This is a genomic window from Paenibacillus sp. FSL F4-0097, assembly GCF_038593125.1.
GTDB classification, from domain to species: domain Bacteria; phylum Bacillota; class Bacilli; order Paenibacillales; family Paenibacillaceae; genus Paenibacillus_AQ; species Paenibacillus_AQ odorifer.
In genome coordinates this window covers 2,309,071-2,324,610 of record NZ_CP151965.1, presented here as the reverse complement: position 1 = coordinate 2,324,610, position 15,540 = coordinate 2,309,071, and the positions used below count along the sequence as shown (strand labels likewise).

Sequence of the window (15,540 nt, the reverse complement as noted above, 5' to 3'; positions counted from 1 at the left end):
ATATTTGCAAGGAGCTTAGCAATAAGCTGTCATCCTTGATTTATTTTTTCGCAATATGAACCTTCAGCTGCTTGCCCTTTACGGTGGTCTCTCTCATCGCTTGCAGCACCATTGCGCCTTTACCGTTCAAAATATCCACGTAGGTCACATTGTCCTGAATCGAGATAATCCCGATATCTTCGGCGGAAATACCTTCAAGCTTTGCTATTGTGCCGACAAAATCCACGGCTCTTAGCTTCTTTTTCTTGCCGCCGTTGAAGTATAGCTTCATAATCTCTTTGTTTAAGCTCTCGCTTTTGTCCTTTTTGCGGACAGGCTGCTTATTGATCTTCTGCTCGAACGCTTCCTTTGCGTAGGCAACTGCGTCGTCCGAAGGAGCTTTCATATGCGGAATGCTGAAGCCAATATAGCTTTCAATTTCAGTTACCCACTTCTGCTCATTCGGAGTGACAAAAGTGATCGCTTTACCCGTCTTGCCTGCACGCGCGGTTCTGCCTGTACGATGCACGTAGCTTTCTTTTTCCAGTGGAATATCGTAATTAATCACATGGGTGATATTCTCGATATCAATCCCTCTAGCCGCCACATCGGTAGCGATTAAATAGCGGAATTGCCCTCTTTTAAAAGCATTCATGACCTCAAAGCGCTCATCCTGCTCCATACCCCCATGGATCTTATCACAAGGATATTCCAGATCCGCCAGTCCTCTGAATACAGCATTCACCTGCTCCTGCGTACGGCAAAAAATAATACAGCTATCCGGATTCTCCACCGTTATGATATTGCTTAGCAAAGAGAATTTGGCAGCTTGTCTCACTTCAATCAACGCATGTTCAATCGTAGCCGTCGTAATTCCACTTGCCTGAATCTCGATATCCGTTGGATCGTTCATATATTTTCGGCACAAATTCTTAATGACTTCGGGTAAGGTAGCTGAGAATAACATGGTTACTCGTTCTTTGGGCAGCTGCTTGATGATCTTCTCGATCTGCTCAATAAAGCCCATGCTCAGCATTTCATCAGCTTCATCGATGATCAAATATTTGATTCGATTTAGCGGAAGTGTGCCTCTTTCAATATGGTCAAATACGCGTCCAGGCGTACCTACGACAACATGTGTTTTTTGCGTAAGCTCTATCTTTTGGGGGGCAAAGGGCTGCTTGCCGAAAAGAGCAACTGCCTTAATCCGTTTAAAACGTCCGATGTTCGTAATATCCTCTTTCACCTGCATCGCAAGCTCTCGAGTTGGCGTAAGAATCAAAGCCTGCGGCTTATTCTCCACCCAATCCACCAGATCGCAAAGCGGAATACCATAAGCTCCCGTCTTGCCACTGCCTGTTTGCGATTTCACAATCAGATCCTTTTGCTGCAAAGCCACAGGAATTACCTTGCTCTGTACCTCCGTAGGTGTCATAAATTTCAGAACATCCAGTGCTTTAATTATCTCTTCGTCTAACTCATAATCTCTAAATTGCAATTCACTCATCGTTCAACCTCTTCTATGCCGATTGTTCTGGTTAAAGCGGAAACTCCGCGATCCTTCCATCTTGTGCATACTTATCATTATAACAGTTATTGGCGTCCTTGATTCCATTCCTTATAGAACTGGTCCAGAAAATTCAACATGAAATCATGCCGTTCTTCCGCTAACTTGCGTCCATAAGCCGTATTCATTAAGAATTTTAGTTTCAACAGCTTCTCATAAAAATGATTCACAGCCGTCCCTTTGCTATAATCCCTGTATTCCTTCTGCAGCGACTCCTCGCGTGGAGCCACTTCTGGATCATAAGCCGGACGTCCCTTCGCGCCTGAGAAAATAAAGGTTCTGGCAATGCCAATCGCGCCAAGCGCATCTAGTCGATCTGCATCCTGCACCACTTGACCTTCCAGAGTCTGCATAGGTTCTCCTCCACCACCACTAAAGGACATCGTTTCAACGATCAGCATGATATGACGAATTTGCTCCTCCTCTGTAAGGTTTGCCGTAAGCCAAGTGTGGACTTTAAGCAGACCTGCTTCTTTTGACGGAGTAAGCTTCTCGTCTGCAACATCATGCAGCAAGGCTGCCATCGTACAGATAAACACATCCGCACGCTCGATCTCAGCAATTTCACATGCCGTGCTGCGGACCCGATGGGTGTGCCACCAGTCATGACCCGTAGTATCTTGTCCCAGTTGTTCTTTCACAAATTCTTCCGCCCGGGCTATTATTAAAGGTTGATTCATCGTCAACAAGCTCCCCTCGCCTATGAAATATCGAAGCCCTATTATAGCTGATTGCCTGTCCATTCGCCTACTAAAAATCTTCGTGATAACAAATTCTTACTTGCACGACTCCAAATGATCCGCTATAATCGGCAGTAATCAAAATGTCGAAGGGAATTGATTCTGATGAACACCATAACAATCATGCTGAATCAACTTCATTATTATCACAAACAGCGTTAGCAACCCTGAAATTCTCAGGGAGGCTAACGCTACTCGCGTTGGCCTCCCTGCGGCATAGATCACGCGCAGGACCATGAGGTCCTGCGCGTTTTTTTATTCTCTAAACTATGCCAATTCAAAGGAGCTACTAATGATGCAAAACATTAAAGGAACTTATGATTACTTCGGAAAAGAGCAGGCGCTCAGAAAGAACATTCAAAATACGCTGCAGGATTTGTTCGAACTCTATGATTTTGAATCCATGGACACCACATTATTAAATGAACTGGATTTATTAACCTCGAAATATGCAGGTGGGGATGAAATTCTCAAGGAGATGTACCAACTAACCGATCAAGGCAACCGCAAGCTGAGCTTACGATATGATCTGACCATCCCTTTTGCCAAAGTGATCGCTTTAAATCCTGGAATAGAGTTTCCCTTCAAGCGTTATGAGATCGGAAAAGTATTCCGTGATGGTCCCGTGAAACGTGGGCGCCTGCGTGAATTTCTGCAATGCGATGTTGATGTCGTTGGTATTTCAGGACCTGAGGCGGAAGCTGAATTGATGCAGCTGGCCACAGAAGCTTTTCGCAAGCTGGATATCCCGATCATCCTAAAATGGAACAACAGACGTTTTCTCGGTGAGATTCTGGAATCGATTGGTGTACCTGCTGAGGACCAGTTGTCCGTTATGCTAACCTTGGATAAATTAGAAAAAATCAACCTCAGCGGCGTGAAAAATGAATTGAGCAGCAAGGAAATAGATCCTACAACCATCGCTGCTATTCTAGAGCTTATTGAAATGGACAATCCAAGCTTTGAGCAGTTATGCGAAAAATATAGTCTTACCGGACAACCGGGAGCGATGGAGGTTCTTGTCCTGCAAAAGCTGCTCCAAGACATTCAGCTGCAACAGACTTGTCGTTTCGATCCTTTTTTATCCCGCGGGCTTTCTTTCTACACTGGAACCGTCTACGAGATCTTTGATGCATCCGGTTCCTTTACCTCAAGCTTGGGGGTGGAGGCAGATATGACGCTATCATCGGACAGCTAGTGGGCAGAGAGGATATTCAATATCCTACGGTTGGCTTATCTTTTGGTATGGAGTCTATCATGGCGCTCCTTGCAGAACGTCCTATCCAAGAGCACAAGACAGCAGAGGTTATGGTCATTCCGATTGGCGAGACGCTCCCACAGGCTTTAATTGCAGCCGCCGAGCTCCGTGCCTGTTCTATCCGAACCACTCTGGTATCCGGTAAAAGAAAACTTAAAAAGCAACTCGCCACAGCCTCATCCAAAAAAATTCGTTACGTTATTCTGATCGGCGAGAGTGAATCCAGTGTGGATAAGGTGCGGCTGAAGGATATGAAGGAACAAACAGAGGTTATAGTTCCATTAGATGAAGCCATCTACCTTATTACTGGCTAAACTACTGCCTGATATTCTTTTTGAAAGATTCGCATAAAAAAAAGACCCCGCCGGCGACCGGCGGGGTAAAGTCTATATATAAGGGAGGTTATACATGTACTATAACCCTGCAAGCTTAATATTTTATGAAAAAGAGATAAGGATTCCCTTAATTCTTTTCAAACCCTTAGATCTTAAACTTATCTACTAACCCCTGAAGCTCTTTGGCACTTTGAGTATTTTCATCGGCCATAGTAACCTCCAGGAATGTTTTTTCCACGATATCCGCCGTTTTCACCGCGATATCCTGAATCCCTATAGCTCCTTCGTTTACTGTAGCAGCTACCTCATTAACGGCAATATTAATACTCGATATGGCCATACTCAAATGATCGGCTGCGCTCTCGAATTGTTTTAACAGCGTATTTACAGTAGCAGCATCACTGTTGTATTGCTGACTTACCTCAGTTAATCGTTCATAATCTGCTAGGACATTCTGATCAATAAAAGAAAGTAATGCCTCAGAATTCTCCTTCATGGATTCAACAGAGGAATATACACCTGTTACCACACCTTGAATTCCAGCCGCAATCTTAGACGACTTCTCAGCCAACTTCCGAATCTCACCAGCTACAACCGCGAAACCTTTGCCTGCCTCACCCGCTCTTGCCGCTTCTATAGCTGCATTCAGGGCCAACAGATTGGTCTGACTGGCAATGGATAGAATCGTATCCGTCAGTACATTAATCTCTGCAATCGCGCTCGACTGCTCAATCGCTTTTTCCATATCGATTCGCACGGATTCATAAATTTGTTTAGCATTCGTCGTAGATTCTGTTGCCTCATCTTGGAGAGTCAGCGCCCGCTCACTAATTTGTCTAGAAACGGCAGCGCCTTCCTTCACATTATTGGTGATCCCGGATACATTGTTATCAATTTCAGTAATTGCTGCTGTCATTTCCTCTGTGGAGGCTGCGGTCTCTTCCATACCTGCCGATAGCTGCTGCGTAGTCGCTGAATTATCGTGGGCATTTTCACGCACATCTATAGACAGCTTCTCCAACGTTTCTGCATTTTCAAGCACTTTGGACGAGATCGTAATTAAGCTTCCAGCCATCTCACGAAGTGTAGCCCGGGTGCGGAACATCGCTTTGGCGATCGTCCCTGTTTCATCTTTGTTTTTAGTCAAATACTCATACTCTGAGTCATGCGTCAAATTCAATTCTGCCGTTTTATTAATCATGTCCGTTAGAATTCCTGTAAACTGAATAATTTGGAGTTTGAACAAAAACGAGCGCCTCGGTAACATGGGAGTTGGATACGGGTCTACAGCCCTTTTAATCTCACCATTTAGGAGGTCGCTCTACTATGAAGTTTAAAGCTCAAGACAAGCAAAATCAACTCATTGAAAACATTACCGTTCATCATTTGGTCATTGGCGTAGACATCGCCCAAGAAGTCCATGTGGCCCGCGCGGTCAGCTTTCGTGGGATTGCTTTGGGAACTCCGCTCGAATTCGGTAACCATCGTGAAGGGTTCGATCTGTTCGAACGCTGGATCCAAGATCTACTCAAATCCTACAAACTTAGCAGCGTCATAGTTGGTATGGAACCCACTGGCCACTACTGGTTTAGCCTGGCACGTTGGCTCCTCGATCAAGGCATGGAGCCCGTTCTGGTTAATCCTCATCTCGTCAAAAAGAACAAGGAAAACCGAGATAATACACCGTCTAAAAGTGACCATAAAGATGCGCTTGTCATAGCAGACATGGTCAAAAACGGGTACTACTCCCCTGTTCGTTTTCATCCCGAAGATTACGAGGAACTACGTATTCTAATGGCGAACCGAGAGACGGTTACCAAGCGCCTCAACGCTGCGGTTAATCAGATTCATCGCTGGGTAGACATTGTTTTCCCTGAACTTCGTCAGGTTTTTAAAATCCTCACTTGCACCAGTGCAATCGCAACACTCCGACTCTTCCCCTTGCCAAAAGAGATCCGTCTGTTAAATACGGAACAGGTCCTTGCCGGTTGGAAGCAATATGTAAAGCGTCATGCTGGAGTTAAACGTGCTGAGCTACTCATTTCACTTGCGAAATCCAGTGTGGGTGCCACTCAGGCACTCCACGCATACAAGCTCCATCTTGGGCAATTGCTCGAAGAATATGACCTGGCCCAGCGCCAGCTTGAACAAATTGAGCATGAGCTCCGCCTCATTCTTAAGCGTATTCCTTATGCACAGAAGCTCCTTGAAATACGAGGCATCTATGTTACGAATCTAGCTGGTGTACTCGGTGAGGCTGGTGATCTAAGCGGATATACGCACGGAAATGCTTTACTGCGTCATGCTGGGTTAAATCTAGCTGAAGCTAGCTCCGGGAAATGGCGAGGAAAGATGGTGCTCAGCAAACGAGGCCGGCCACGTTTACGTCATTTTCTTTATCTCATGACAATGAGTATGGTTATGACAAATCCGGAGATACGAGCGGCACATCGTTATAATGTAGAGGAAAAGAAACTGAAGAAGATGAAATCCATTATGAAATTAATCGGTAAAGTAGCGAGAATGCTAGTCGCATTGGCTAAAAGCAGTACCGCTTACGAACCGATCAAGGTATTCCCACAAGCAGCATAAAACCAATTAATCCTCATCGACTCATGCATTCGCAGGATAACAAGAAGCACGGAGTATCGGGAGACGTTACGCAAAAGGGCTCGGACCCGTTCCGTTAGAAAGACCGACCTCCACCCCTTAGTTAGATGTGACGAAGGAATGAAAGGGCTATGACCCGTTGAGACATGGGAGTGAGAATCGCTAGGGCGAAGTGGAGACGTGCATATAATGGAACAATATGGGTGATCCTTATTCACCCTTATTTACGCATGCCCAATTCCCCATCTCCCAGCCACCGGCTCCTTCATCATCCTCTTCATCACTTTAACTACAGGATGAAATCCTGCGAATTCATGAGTCTGAGTGAGGAAACTGAATCATTTCGAGGGAGTTTAACAATCGGAGAAGAGATTTTTTTAGCAAAATAAAGAGCAATCAGCAAGGCAATAATCAAACTTCCCACACCAAGAAATAAGTTGAAATTTCTCATATCAGTGACAGGTTTCACGATTTCATCGAGGTCTGCGGTTAATACAAGCAACCAGTGCGTCTCAGGTAAAACTGTATAGGTTGATTTTTTTTCCACATCTTTATATGTATTATTGAGCAGGCCATCCGCTACCTTCTCACCAGATTTCACACGCTCCATAACAGCTGCGATCTGCGTATTCTCAATAGGCTGACCAATTTGTGTTTTATCCGGATAATATAATTTATTGCCGTTCTCATCCAGTAAGTAAGCGTAAGAGCTCGTCGTGTTTACCACTTTGGTATCCGCCAAATACTTGATCATACTATCTGCGGAAACAGCTGAAGCAATAAATCCAATCATCTTTCCATTACTCTTTACGGGCTGTACAAAAGCCACTACATAAGCTCCTGTAGATTTTGATTTCAGCGTTTCACTGATCACAGGCTCAGCCGTCTCCATTACTCTTTTCGTATAATCTCTTTCACTAAAATCTGTCCCTATAAGCTTAGTATCACTGTCAGCCACACTAATACCTTTCATATCACTGACAAGAATGTGCTCAAGGTTCCCTGCTTCCTCCACAATGCTTTGAAGACTGGCGTTCACCTCATTCTGAAGCTTATCACCTTTGCTAACTCCACCATTCCCAGCTTGCAGCAGTAGATCAACAATTTCCGAGCGGCTCGCAATAAGCTCTGTGCTTCTCTGCTCTTTTGCTATCATGGCTGATATGGTCTGAGCTTTGTTCGTATTGACCTGCTTCATAGAATTCTCAGTAAGATTCACAATCGCCTGAGTTGATTTCAAATACGTAAATATCCCCATTACAGAAATACATAAAAGGGTCACACCTATCATAACAAGTGATAACTTTAGGCGAATCTTCATATTCTTTTCATCCTTCCGACTCCTTGTTCATTTGCGAACAATGAAATTGTAAATAATACAATTACTATCGGGTGGCAAAGTTGAATAGTGAATATAAATCGCGCAAAAATAAGAAATATATCATAAAATGTCGAAAATTTTCATGTAAATGAATAAAATATCACAGCTTTTAGGTCATATATCCTTCACAAACCGGCTAACAAGACCTATCATCTGTCCTAGAAGAAGCAGAGGGTTCTATCTGAGAGGCAGTATTCACTTGCATTAATGCACCCTCACTTAACAGTCGTTTAGTTCTACTACGTAAAAATAGACCAGACATCGCAGCGAGTATTTGTTGGAACAACATCCCCGAAATTACTGGAAGCGCGACAGCAGGAGGAAAATATTTCACTGCTAATACAGCTCCCGCACTTAAATTCCGCATACCCGAATTAAACTGCACCGCCACGGAATCTTCATAACTAAAGCGGAAACGGCGTGACACCAAAGCTCCGATTACATAGCCAAGCACAACGGTTATGAAGGTCACTCCAATTATGATCGCTAATTTGCCATCCGGATGTTTCAGATAACGGGCAATGCTGGCCCCATTAATAGAAACAACTACAAATAATCCGACTTTAACAAATGGAGCAAGCGGCGGTCCACATACCGTATTGACTTTCCCTTTTGTCCATTGATTCAGCAGCATCCCAACTACAGAAGGAATGACTACCATCCATAGCAGCCCTTTCATCATATCACCTAGCTGAATTTCCACACTCGCTCCCATCAGCAAATATAAGGTACCCGGGACAACAATTGGCGACAAGAGCGTATCAATCAGAATAAGGGCTAATGTCAATGCAATATTTCCTCCGTACATCGACACCCATACCACACTTACAACACCTGTAGGAATCGCGAACAGCAATACATAACCAGTCACTGTATATGGATCTCCCGGAAAAAAAGCCATGGCTGCAAGCCAGCCGATCAGCGGCATTACAATATGTAAAATTACCATTAGAATAATCAGCTTCTGGGGTTTCAGAAGTACCCCTAGCAGGTCCTTTAGGTTGGACTTCAAGCTACCGATCAGCGTCATTACAGCGAAAATCCAGGGCACGAGACCTGTGAACGGCAGCAGTCTGCTTTCGTTAAGCACACCGACCACGATGGCTGTGGGTGTTAATAACGGCATAATCTTTTCTAGAACAACATTAGATTTGATAAGTCCATTTCTTATATTAGCAAACACTTGGCAGTACACCTTATGTATGAAGCTCATACATTCCTTATCTGTGTTTTTTATTAAGTCTACCATAAAAAATAGGAACCAATTCTTAAATTGGTCCCTCGAAGTAATCTATATAGAGTGTTAAACTTCTATGCCTTGTGGAAACAATGCATCCAGCGCTGGGCAAGGTTGCTTATCCAAAAACTGTGCCAATGGCGCTGGCATATTATTGTATAAATCTTTTAGTGAAGTTCCTTGATAAATGTTGCCGATAATCACCGGATGGCAAAGCTCTGAAATCAAAATGTCGCCATTTCCATGCAAATGAAGCTGCTTCTTCCCCTCTATACAGTGAGGAAAATACACACCCGGCTGCTCTTCGAACCCAAGGGCGTCCATAAAGCGGTCCATGCAGGTGAAATACAGAATCGTATCTTCTTTCTTCCGTGCGATCAGCTCACTCACTGCATTCTTTAATTGTTCCCGCGCAGCAATCGACTTCCACCCTGTATGATCCATGATAATACTGTTCTGAATTTCATGTGTGCGCACGCCCATTGCGTAGACATGATCGCTGATCTCCTTCATATTATCCTGGGTTTCACTGAACAGCAGCGTCTCCAGCACAGTATCTACACTTGTTGCGGCGAACAGGGTAATATTTTCTCTTATTTTCTCATAAATGCTTGGATGAATATTATAATATTTTGAGAAAGCTTCCGCAGTAGTAAAATTGAAGGAAATATGTATGGTCGTTAATCCTGCGGAAACCAATTGGCCAATTCGTTCAGCATTTAAAAGACTGCCGTTGGAATTCAGTTGTGTCTGAATCCCTCTGGATGCGCAGTAGGTTACAATTTCCACACAGTCATCGAACTTCAGCGTCACTTCTCCACCTGATAAACGTACTCTTTTAAGGCCTGGAAGTTCGTCCAGAATGCGGATGACCTCTTTGGCTTTGATGCTTTGTCCATCATTTCTATTATATGCACAGCAATAATCGCAGCGGAAATTACAGTTCGAAGTTACCCCTATTTCTAACCCTTCCAGCTCATAAGTAAGCGGTTTGTCGAGCTCTAATGCTTTATATCTCATACTCTAAAGTCCTCCTGAAAAATAATGAATTTAGTTCAAAAGTTCAACCTTAGAGATTATATAGGTTTATAGCTTAGGTTAATGTGAGTTTTATAACATTCGAGTGTACGGTTTGATTAACGAATACTGATCTGCCGCTGCTTATTTCCAGATTTCTATGATCTCACTTGATAAACGAGTCCATTGAACAACACTCAAATTTTCACCATAATCGTAGTCGGAAGCGCATGCGTAATCACTTTCAGATACGCGTAGTAACCTGTAACGGACTCCAGTGCACCTATTGACCGAAAAAACGCCCAATAAGTGCCTTTTGCAATGAATAGCGTCAGCGGAGTCCGAAATCATGTTTTGATAGCTGATAACATACAAATAACGTCATCCGAGTCCGGAAGCCTCGTGGAGTGATGGATAAACCGATACGCATTCAGGCATATATGTTACAGGTTATCTTCAAACTGGTGAAACCTATAAAACCTGGGGTTATGGGCTTTACTACCATTTCGTCCATCGAGAATGGAACTGTAATCGAGTAGTAGAGTTTGTTTTTAATGTCCACCGACACTTTTTATAGGGATATAAAGATCAACTTTTGCTTTACCTTCAGGGTCTGTATATGGATCATTCATACAAAATTCGAGCGCATACCGATCATCCGGTTCATAATCACTATTAGGTAGCCATTGACCGTACACACTTTGATAGGCAATAGCCAATTTGTCGATCGTATCATAAAACGGATATAAGGCATAAAGACCACCAGATAAAGTTTTGAACTCTACGCTCGAATCACCCTCTTTAACAAACTCTTCTGGAATGGTTATGCAGGCATCATATCTACAAGAGTATTCGTCAGTCACGCTGGGATCATCTAAAGAAATACCAATGAAGTATTCTGTTGAGGGTAAATCATTTTTCTCAACCCACTTGCTGAGTGTTCCCCATGCCTTATACGTTTCAAGATAGCTGCCAACATGCCTTACGTATGCCACTTGATAACTTGGAAGTTCTTTTACCTCAATGTTCATTTCCCATACTCTCCTTAAAAAATTATTATTTATGTTGATACTCACATCATAATTTTTAGAAGGAGACAATTCTTCCTGATTATTGCTGGACATTAACTGATAATTGCTATGTTCTTGCATTGACCTTCTCATCTCGCTTGGGGTTGTCTTAAACAGTTTCCTAAAGGATGAATTAAAACTTGAGATGGAACTAAAACCGCATAGAATTGAGATATCTAGCATGGTTTTATTGGTTGTTTCAAGATAGGTAACCGCGTGATGTAGACGTCTTTCCGTCAGATAGGTCATTGGTGTTTTATTTGTAATTGCAGAAAAAACTCTAGAAAAATGATACTTAGAAAAATTAGAAACTTCAGCTAGCGTTTCTAGATTTATCTCTTGATCTAAGTTGTCCTCGATAAAATGAAGAACCGTCTGAATACGCACCCTGTAATCATTGTTCACTAGACCTACCTCAATCCCGTGATGATAAAATGATTTTTCCTTATTTATTTTCTTCGCCCTATATACAACAGATGAGAGGAAATCCCCAAAATGGATGGATCCTTTGCTGCGTTAATGAGAAATTCAAAGAGCTCCTCATGCTCACCCCGGTCTGTCCAGTATTGTTTCTGCTCATTTGTCAGTAATGCTCCGAGGCTAGAAGAACCAATTAAATCAATGGTTCGAAATCCATTCTCCTCCATGAAAGGTTTTATATCCTCAATATTGAAGTAATAAGCTCCCGTAAACCTACCTTCATCTTTATGATTAAAAATCCCGCTATCATAAAACTCTTGTATTGAATCCATGTTGTCATTAGGCTTCCAATGTTGTGGGAACTGTAAGGATGTAAGAGTCATTCTCATCCGACTTTGAAAGGCTACAAATACGATGCCATTCTTCCTTGTCACACGAAACAATTCCTTAACTGCTAAAATCCGATCCTCTTCTTCTTGCAAATGATATAAAGGGCCTAACATCAGAGAAGCATCAAAGCTTTCGTCAGATACTCCCTCTAAACTAGTTGCATTCAGCACATGAAAACCTTTAAATTGCTCAGTTAATCCTAATTCATTAACCTTCTGCTGAGCTATTTCAACTAACTTAGGGGTAAGATCCGATAACGTTACGTTATAGCCCAGCTTCGCCAGCTCCATGGCATATTTACCGGGCCCAGCACCATTATCCAGTATAGATTGTGCGGTAGTTAAATACTGTTTTATATAATGCAGATTAATGATGAACTCCAGCGGCTCCCTATCCAATCTTCCCCACTCATCAAATTGGGAGTAATATTCAATAATATTGCCCATTACCAAAACACCGACCTTCAATTGTATTTTTTACTGTAGAGAACAGAAAAAACCTATCGCCTCCAAAGAGGCGATAGGTTTAACCTTCGCGGTACCACTCTTTTTGATCGTTGCGTATTGCTTATAATAAACAACGAATCTTAGAACCCGATTACGGAGGGTTAGCCGTTAAGATCTACTGAGGTTCGATCTTACCGCTCATGGGTGAGTTGGGGAACCTACTCCGCTGTCTTGCACCAACCGGCAGCTCTCTGGGCAGTAGTTATTCCTTAATACTCCCAATCATTACGTTTATTCCGTATTGTATTTTGACCTAGTATATATTTAGAAATTATTCCCTGTCAATACAAATTCCACTTACAGCTCTACTGACTTACCCATTTCGTTCCAGACAGGCTGTCCGATCAGACCTAAACGCCAGATCGCAATTCCTTTAAGACCATAACGTTTAGCAAGTCCTACCTTCGAATTCACTGAAGATTCGTTTTCGCTATACACAGAGATCCCGAGGATCAGCTTATCCTTACTCACTTGCTGAAGCGCAAGCCGGATGCCTTCATCAACTAAACTCATCGGCTCTGGAACTTTTTTCTCTTGTAAATAATCGTACGCCATAATGACCAAATCATCTGCAAGTGTTCCTAAAGTTTTGTAATCATATCCTTTATAAGAACTATTTAATGGATGAAGAATAACGGTAAGTTTAAGTCCTGCTGCATGTGCTTTTTGTGATAGGTTTTTAACAAAAGCATTGTAATCTGCTTGCACCTTCGCCTTATCACCTGTTAGACCTAGGCCCTCCAGATCCAGGGTAATGCCTTGGAATCCTTTTTGCGTTGCAAGATCTACGATTCCAGTAATCGTCTGTTCTTGAAGCTGCTTATCTTCCAGGTTCTTAGTTAACTCTGATGCGGTATCTCCAGAGAAGACCATCAGATAAGGAGCTGTTCCACCTGCCGCTGCATTCGTGACAATCGATTCTGGCGTTACGTCACCAGCCGCTTGAGGCCATTTGAAATCAGTCCCCGTTGTGGTGAATTGCCCGCTTTTATCAATCCCACTCCAACCAAAGGCCACAGCATCAAAATTAGGAAGTAAGGAAATCTCACTATAAGAACTCAGAGCATAGAAACCAAGAGTGTACAGCTCAGTCTTCGGCGAAGTAATAGATACGGTCTTCGTAGATTGATTCCAAGCTACACCCGCACCAAACTGCTGGCCGAAGAAGCTAAGGGGAATCATCGTTGTATCCCGGATCGTCTGCGGAGCAACTCCTAACTTCACAACCGCGCCGTTAACACCTGCATTTTTGCTGCCAAGGGTCAGGGTTACCACTTTGGTCCCTGCAGTATCTGTTTTGGTAGCCGTAATTTTCTTCTGCGCTTGATTCCACTCGACATTAATTCCCAAAGCTTCAGATATAGCTCGGAATGGCACCATCGTTGTTCCGCTCATCACAACAGGTTCTACTGGAAAGGGTAGTGGATAACCATCCAGCACAATACTAACTCCACCAGCTGTGGCTGCCTGTGTGGTATTGTGGAATAAAGCCGTGGTGCCTCCTAGCGAAATAGCCAAACATAATACTAATTTACCGATTCGCTTGTTCATGAATGATAAGTCTCCCTCTTCTATGATATGAAGTCTAATCTTGTAAACTCTTATATGTCCTCTACCATTTTACCAAAGATTATCCAATTGTAAAATTAATAGATTGTCATCTATGAGCTTCGAAATTATTTTTCATATTAGAAGAGGTCGGCAAAATTACATAAACACGCTCAAAAAGGTTCCCACTGCTCGTTCAACATCTACATCCACTGCAACTTGTATAGGTTTACCTACTTTTGGCTGAGCCCGCAAGTCCGCTACGACCATTCCCGATGTAAACTCACCTTTGTGCTCCACACGAACATTCATCTCTTTGTAGGTTACTAGATCTGGTTGCAGCGCAACCATAAGTGCGAGTGGATCATGCAGCGGTGCGCTGTTGATCAAAAAGTTCGCTTCACGATAGAAATTAAAATAATGAGTAAGCGATTGTTCCATGAACGAAATGATCGCTTTATTTTCTTCACGTCCAAAACGGTTTAATAAATCGATATGCTCTTGGGTAATCCGCGTCTTAAGCGTAACGTCTAGACCCACCATCATAACAGGAAGTCCAGATGTAAATACATGATCAGCAGCTTCCGGATCCCCAGCAATATTCGCTTCCGCAACCGGTGTTCTATTGCCGGGATTGAAGATCGTACCGCCCATCACCACTACTTTTTTCAAAGTATTCTTAATACCAGGGTCCATGTCAAGCGCCATAGAAAGGTTAGTTAGATGTGCCAGTGTGACTAATACAATCTCTCCGGGATTCTCATTAGCCATCCGAACAATAAACTCAGATGCAGTTTCGCTAATGGGACGCTGGCTGGCTGGAGCAATTTCCACATTACCAATACCGTTCTCACCATGCACATGAGTGGCGTAGCCTGAGTGCTCACGAACAAGTGCCTTGGATGCTCCGATCGCTACAGGAATCTCATAACCAGGCTTAGCAAGCTCAATTAGCCGCAGTGAATTGTCCGCCGCCTTTTCGACATCAATATTCCCAAAAACGGTTGTAATTCCTTCTACAATTACGTTTGGAGCGCGTAAGGCATATAGAATCGCCAGTGCATCGTCAATACCTGTGTCTGCATCAATAATAATTCGTGTTTTGCTCATTTATGTTCTCTCCCATTATGCTTTTTTCATAAAAGTTATCATATCACGGCCAACGAGGATCGCTCAATTCTTATTCAATTCCTGTTCTTTAAAGGCTTCAATAAACCGCTCGGGATCACACTCTATCAAATAAGCATACACACCCTTACTCGTGTGCAGATAGAACATGCCGCCCATATCCCCCATTGAACGATAAGACATATCGAAAATATCTTTTAGCGGGAATTCCCGATGACGAGTTACAATTCTATCTTGATATAGATACATTAGCCGATTGGAAGCAACACTTCGTTGTTCTCCATCCCTAATTTCTCGTTGTATCTTATAATACGGAAGCTGGGCTACCCATTTCATTTGCAGTCCTCCTGCTTG

The 15,540-nt window shown here is 43.0% G+C and carries 14 protein-coding genes and 1 other annotated feature; of the genes, 3 read left to right on the top strand and 11 right to left on the bottom strand.

Annotation, left to right across the window (positions count from 1 at the left end):
• Nucleotides 1–40 precede the first annotated feature (40 nt).
• Nucleotides 41–1,486 (bottom strand): DEAD/DEAH box helicase, encoded by a 1,446-nt coding sequence (locus MHH86_RS10260; protein WP_076275022.1) that lies wholly within the window; start codon nt 1,484–1,486, stop codon nt 41–43.
• An 86-nt stretch (nt 1,487–1,572) separates the two neighbouring features.
• Nucleotides 1,573–2,226 (bottom strand): HD domain-containing protein, encoded by a 654-nt coding sequence (locus tag MHH86_RS10255; RefSeq protein WP_076275023.1) that lies wholly within the window; start codon nt 2,224–2,226, stop codon nt 1,573–1,575.
• Nucleotides 2,227–2,578: 352 nt separating this feature from the next.
• On the opposite strand from MHH86_RS10255, the gene MHH86_RS10250 reads away from it, so the two are divergent.
• Together MHH86_RS10250 and MHH86_RS10245 are read left to right on the top strand one after the other, a co-directional pair.
• A complete protein-coding gene (locus tag MHH86_RS10250; RefSeq protein ID WP_342479716.1) occupies nt 2,579–3,484 on the top strand; it encodes an ATP phosphoribosyltransferase regulatory subunit in 906 nt (301 codons plus the stop codon).
• The gene (locus MHH86_RS10245) at nt 3,484–3,858 is read left to right on the top strand and encodes a His/Gly/Thr/Pro-type tRNA ligase C-terminal domain-containing protein (RefSeq protein WP_342479715.1); all 375 of its coding nucleotides are present in this window, start codon (nt 3,484–3,486) and stop codon (nt 3,856–3,858) included. The genes MHH86_RS10250 and MHH86_RS10245 overlap by 1 nt, the downstream gene beginning before the upstream one ends.
• Before the next feature lie 166 nt (nt 3,859–4,024).
• Here MHH86_RS10245 and MHH86_RS10240 read toward each other — a convergent pair whose 3' ends face one another.
• The gene (locus MHH86_RS10240) at nt 4,025–5,080 is read right to left on the bottom strand and encodes a methyl-accepting chemotaxis protein (protein ID WP_342479714.1); all 1,056 of its coding nucleotides are present in this window, start codon (nt 5,078–5,080) and stop codon (nt 4,025–4,027) included.
• Nucleotides 5,081–5,205: 125 nt separating this feature from the next.
• On the opposite strand from MHH86_RS10240, the gene MHH86_RS10235 reads away from it, so the two are divergent.
• Nucleotides 5,206–6,471: an IS110 family transposase gene (locus tag MHH86_RS10235; RefSeq protein ID WP_036684113.1), complete on the top strand. Its 1,266-nt coding sequence runs from the start codon at nt 5,206–5,208 to the stop codon at nt 6,469–6,471.
• Nucleotides 6,472–6,778: 307 nt separating this feature from the next.
• Here the strand turns inward: MHH86_RS10235 and MHH86_RS10230 are convergent, their stop codons facing one another.
• The 8 genes from MHH86_RS10230 to MHH86_RS10195 all read right to left on the bottom strand — a co-directional run bounded on the left by MHH86_RS10230 (nt 6,779) and on the right by MHH86_RS10195 (nt 15,522).
• Nucleotides 6,779–7,810, bottom strand: coding sequence for a cache domain-containing protein (locus MHH86_RS10230; RefSeq protein ID WP_342479713.1), 1,032 nt, complete (start codon nt 7,808–7,810; stop codon nt 6,779–6,781).
• A gap of 196 nt (nt 7,811–8,006) precedes the next feature.
• Complete coding sequence (locus MHH86_RS10225; RefSeq protein ID WP_080742456.1) at nt 8,007–9,083, bottom strand: bile acid:sodium symporter family protein; 1,077 nt, start codon at nt 9,081–9,083, stop codon at nt 8,007–8,009.
• Nucleotides 9,084–9,173: 90 nt separating this feature from the next.
• The gene (locus MHH86_RS10220; RefSeq protein WP_038569765.1) at nt 9,174–10,127 is read right to left on the bottom strand and encodes a radical SAM protein; all 954 of its coding nucleotides are present in this window, start codon (nt 10,125–10,127) and stop codon (nt 9,174–9,176) included.
• Between the two features lie 548 nt (nt 10,128–10,675).
• Nucleotides 10,676–11,599 (bottom strand): AraC family transcriptional regulator, encoded by a 924-nt coding sequence (locus tag MHH86_RS10215; RefSeq protein WP_080742455.1) that lies wholly within the window; start codon nt 11,597–11,599, stop codon nt 10,676–10,678.
• 44 nt (nt 11,600–11,643) lie between these two features.
• Nucleotides 11,644–12,450, bottom strand: coding sequence for a class I SAM-dependent methyltransferase (locus MHH86_RS10210; RefSeq protein WP_036679449.1), 807 nt, complete (start codon nt 12,448–12,450; stop codon nt 11,644–11,646).
• 63 nt (nt 12,451–12,513) lie between these two features.
• Nucleotides 12,514–12,745, bottom strand: a binding site (T-box leader).
• Between the two features lie 62 nt (nt 12,746–12,807).
• Entirely contained in the window at nt 12,808–14,061 is a 1,254-nt protein-coding gene (locus MHH86_RS10205) for a stalk domain-containing protein (RefSeq protein WP_036679335.1), read from the bottom strand.
• Between the two features lie 156 nt (nt 14,062–14,217).
• Entirely contained in the window at nt 14,218–15,168 is a 951-nt protein-coding gene (locus MHH86_RS10200; protein ID WP_036679333.1) for a nucleoside hydrolase, read from the bottom strand.
• 63 nt (nt 15,169–15,231) lie between these two features.
• Nucleotides 15,232–15,522 (bottom strand): hypothetical protein, encoded by a 291-nt coding sequence (locus tag MHH86_RS10195; protein ID WP_036679330.1) that lies wholly within the window; start codon nt 15,520–15,522, stop codon nt 15,232–15,234.
• Between the last annotated feature and the right edge of the window lie 18 nt (nt 15,523–15,540).

Excerpts from the sequence above, each read along its gene's own strand:
- MHH86_RS10240 (WP_342479714.1), bottom strand. The coding sequence starts at position 5,080 with ATGATTAATAAAACGGCAGAATTGAATTTGACGCATGACTCAGAGTAT.
- MHH86_RS10255 (WP_076275023.1), bottom strand. The coding sequence starts at position 2,226 with ATGAATCAACCTTTAATAATAGCCCGGGCGGAAGAATTTGTGAAAGAA.
- MHH86_RS10195 (WP_036679330.1), bottom strand. The coding sequence starts at position 15,522 with ATGAAATGGGTAGCCCAGCTTCCGTATTATAAGATACAACGAGAAATT.
- MHH86_RS10235 (WP_036684113.1), top strand. The coding sequence starts at position 5,206 with ATGAAGTTTAAAGCTCAAGACAAGCAAAATCAACTCATTGAAAACATT.
- MHH86_RS10210 (WP_036679449.1), bottom strand. The coding sequence starts at position 12,450 with ATGGGCAATATTATTGAATATTACTCCCAATTTGATGAGTGGGGAAGA.
- MHH86_RS10230 (WP_342479713.1), bottom strand. The coding sequence starts at position 7,810 with ATGAAGATTCGCCTAAAGTTATCACTTGTTATGATAGGTGTGACCCTT.
- MHH86_RS10260 (WP_076275022.1), bottom strand. The coding sequence starts at position 1,486 with ATGAGTGAATTGCAATTTAGAGATTATGAGTTAGACGAAGAGATAATT.
- MHH86_RS10200 (WP_036679333.1), bottom strand. The coding sequence starts at position 15,168 with ATGAGCAAAACACGAATTATTATTGATGCAGACACAGGTATTGACGAT.
- MHH86_RS10250 (WP_342479716.1), top strand. The coding sequence starts at position 2,579 with ATGATGCAAAACATTAAAGGAACTTATGATTACTTCGGAAAAGAGCAG.
- MHH86_RS10225 (WP_080742456.1), bottom strand. The coding sequence starts at position 9,083 with ATGAGCTTCATACATAAGGTGTACTGCCAAGTGTTTGCTAATATAAGA.
- MHH86_RS10220 (WP_038569765.1), bottom strand. The coding sequence starts at position 10,127 with ATGAGATATAAAGCATTAGAGCTCGACAAACCGCTTACTTATGAGCTG.
- MHH86_RS10205 (WP_036679335.1), bottom strand. The coding sequence starts at position 14,061 with ATGAACAAGCGAATCGGTAAATTAGTATTATGTTTGGCTATTTCGCTA.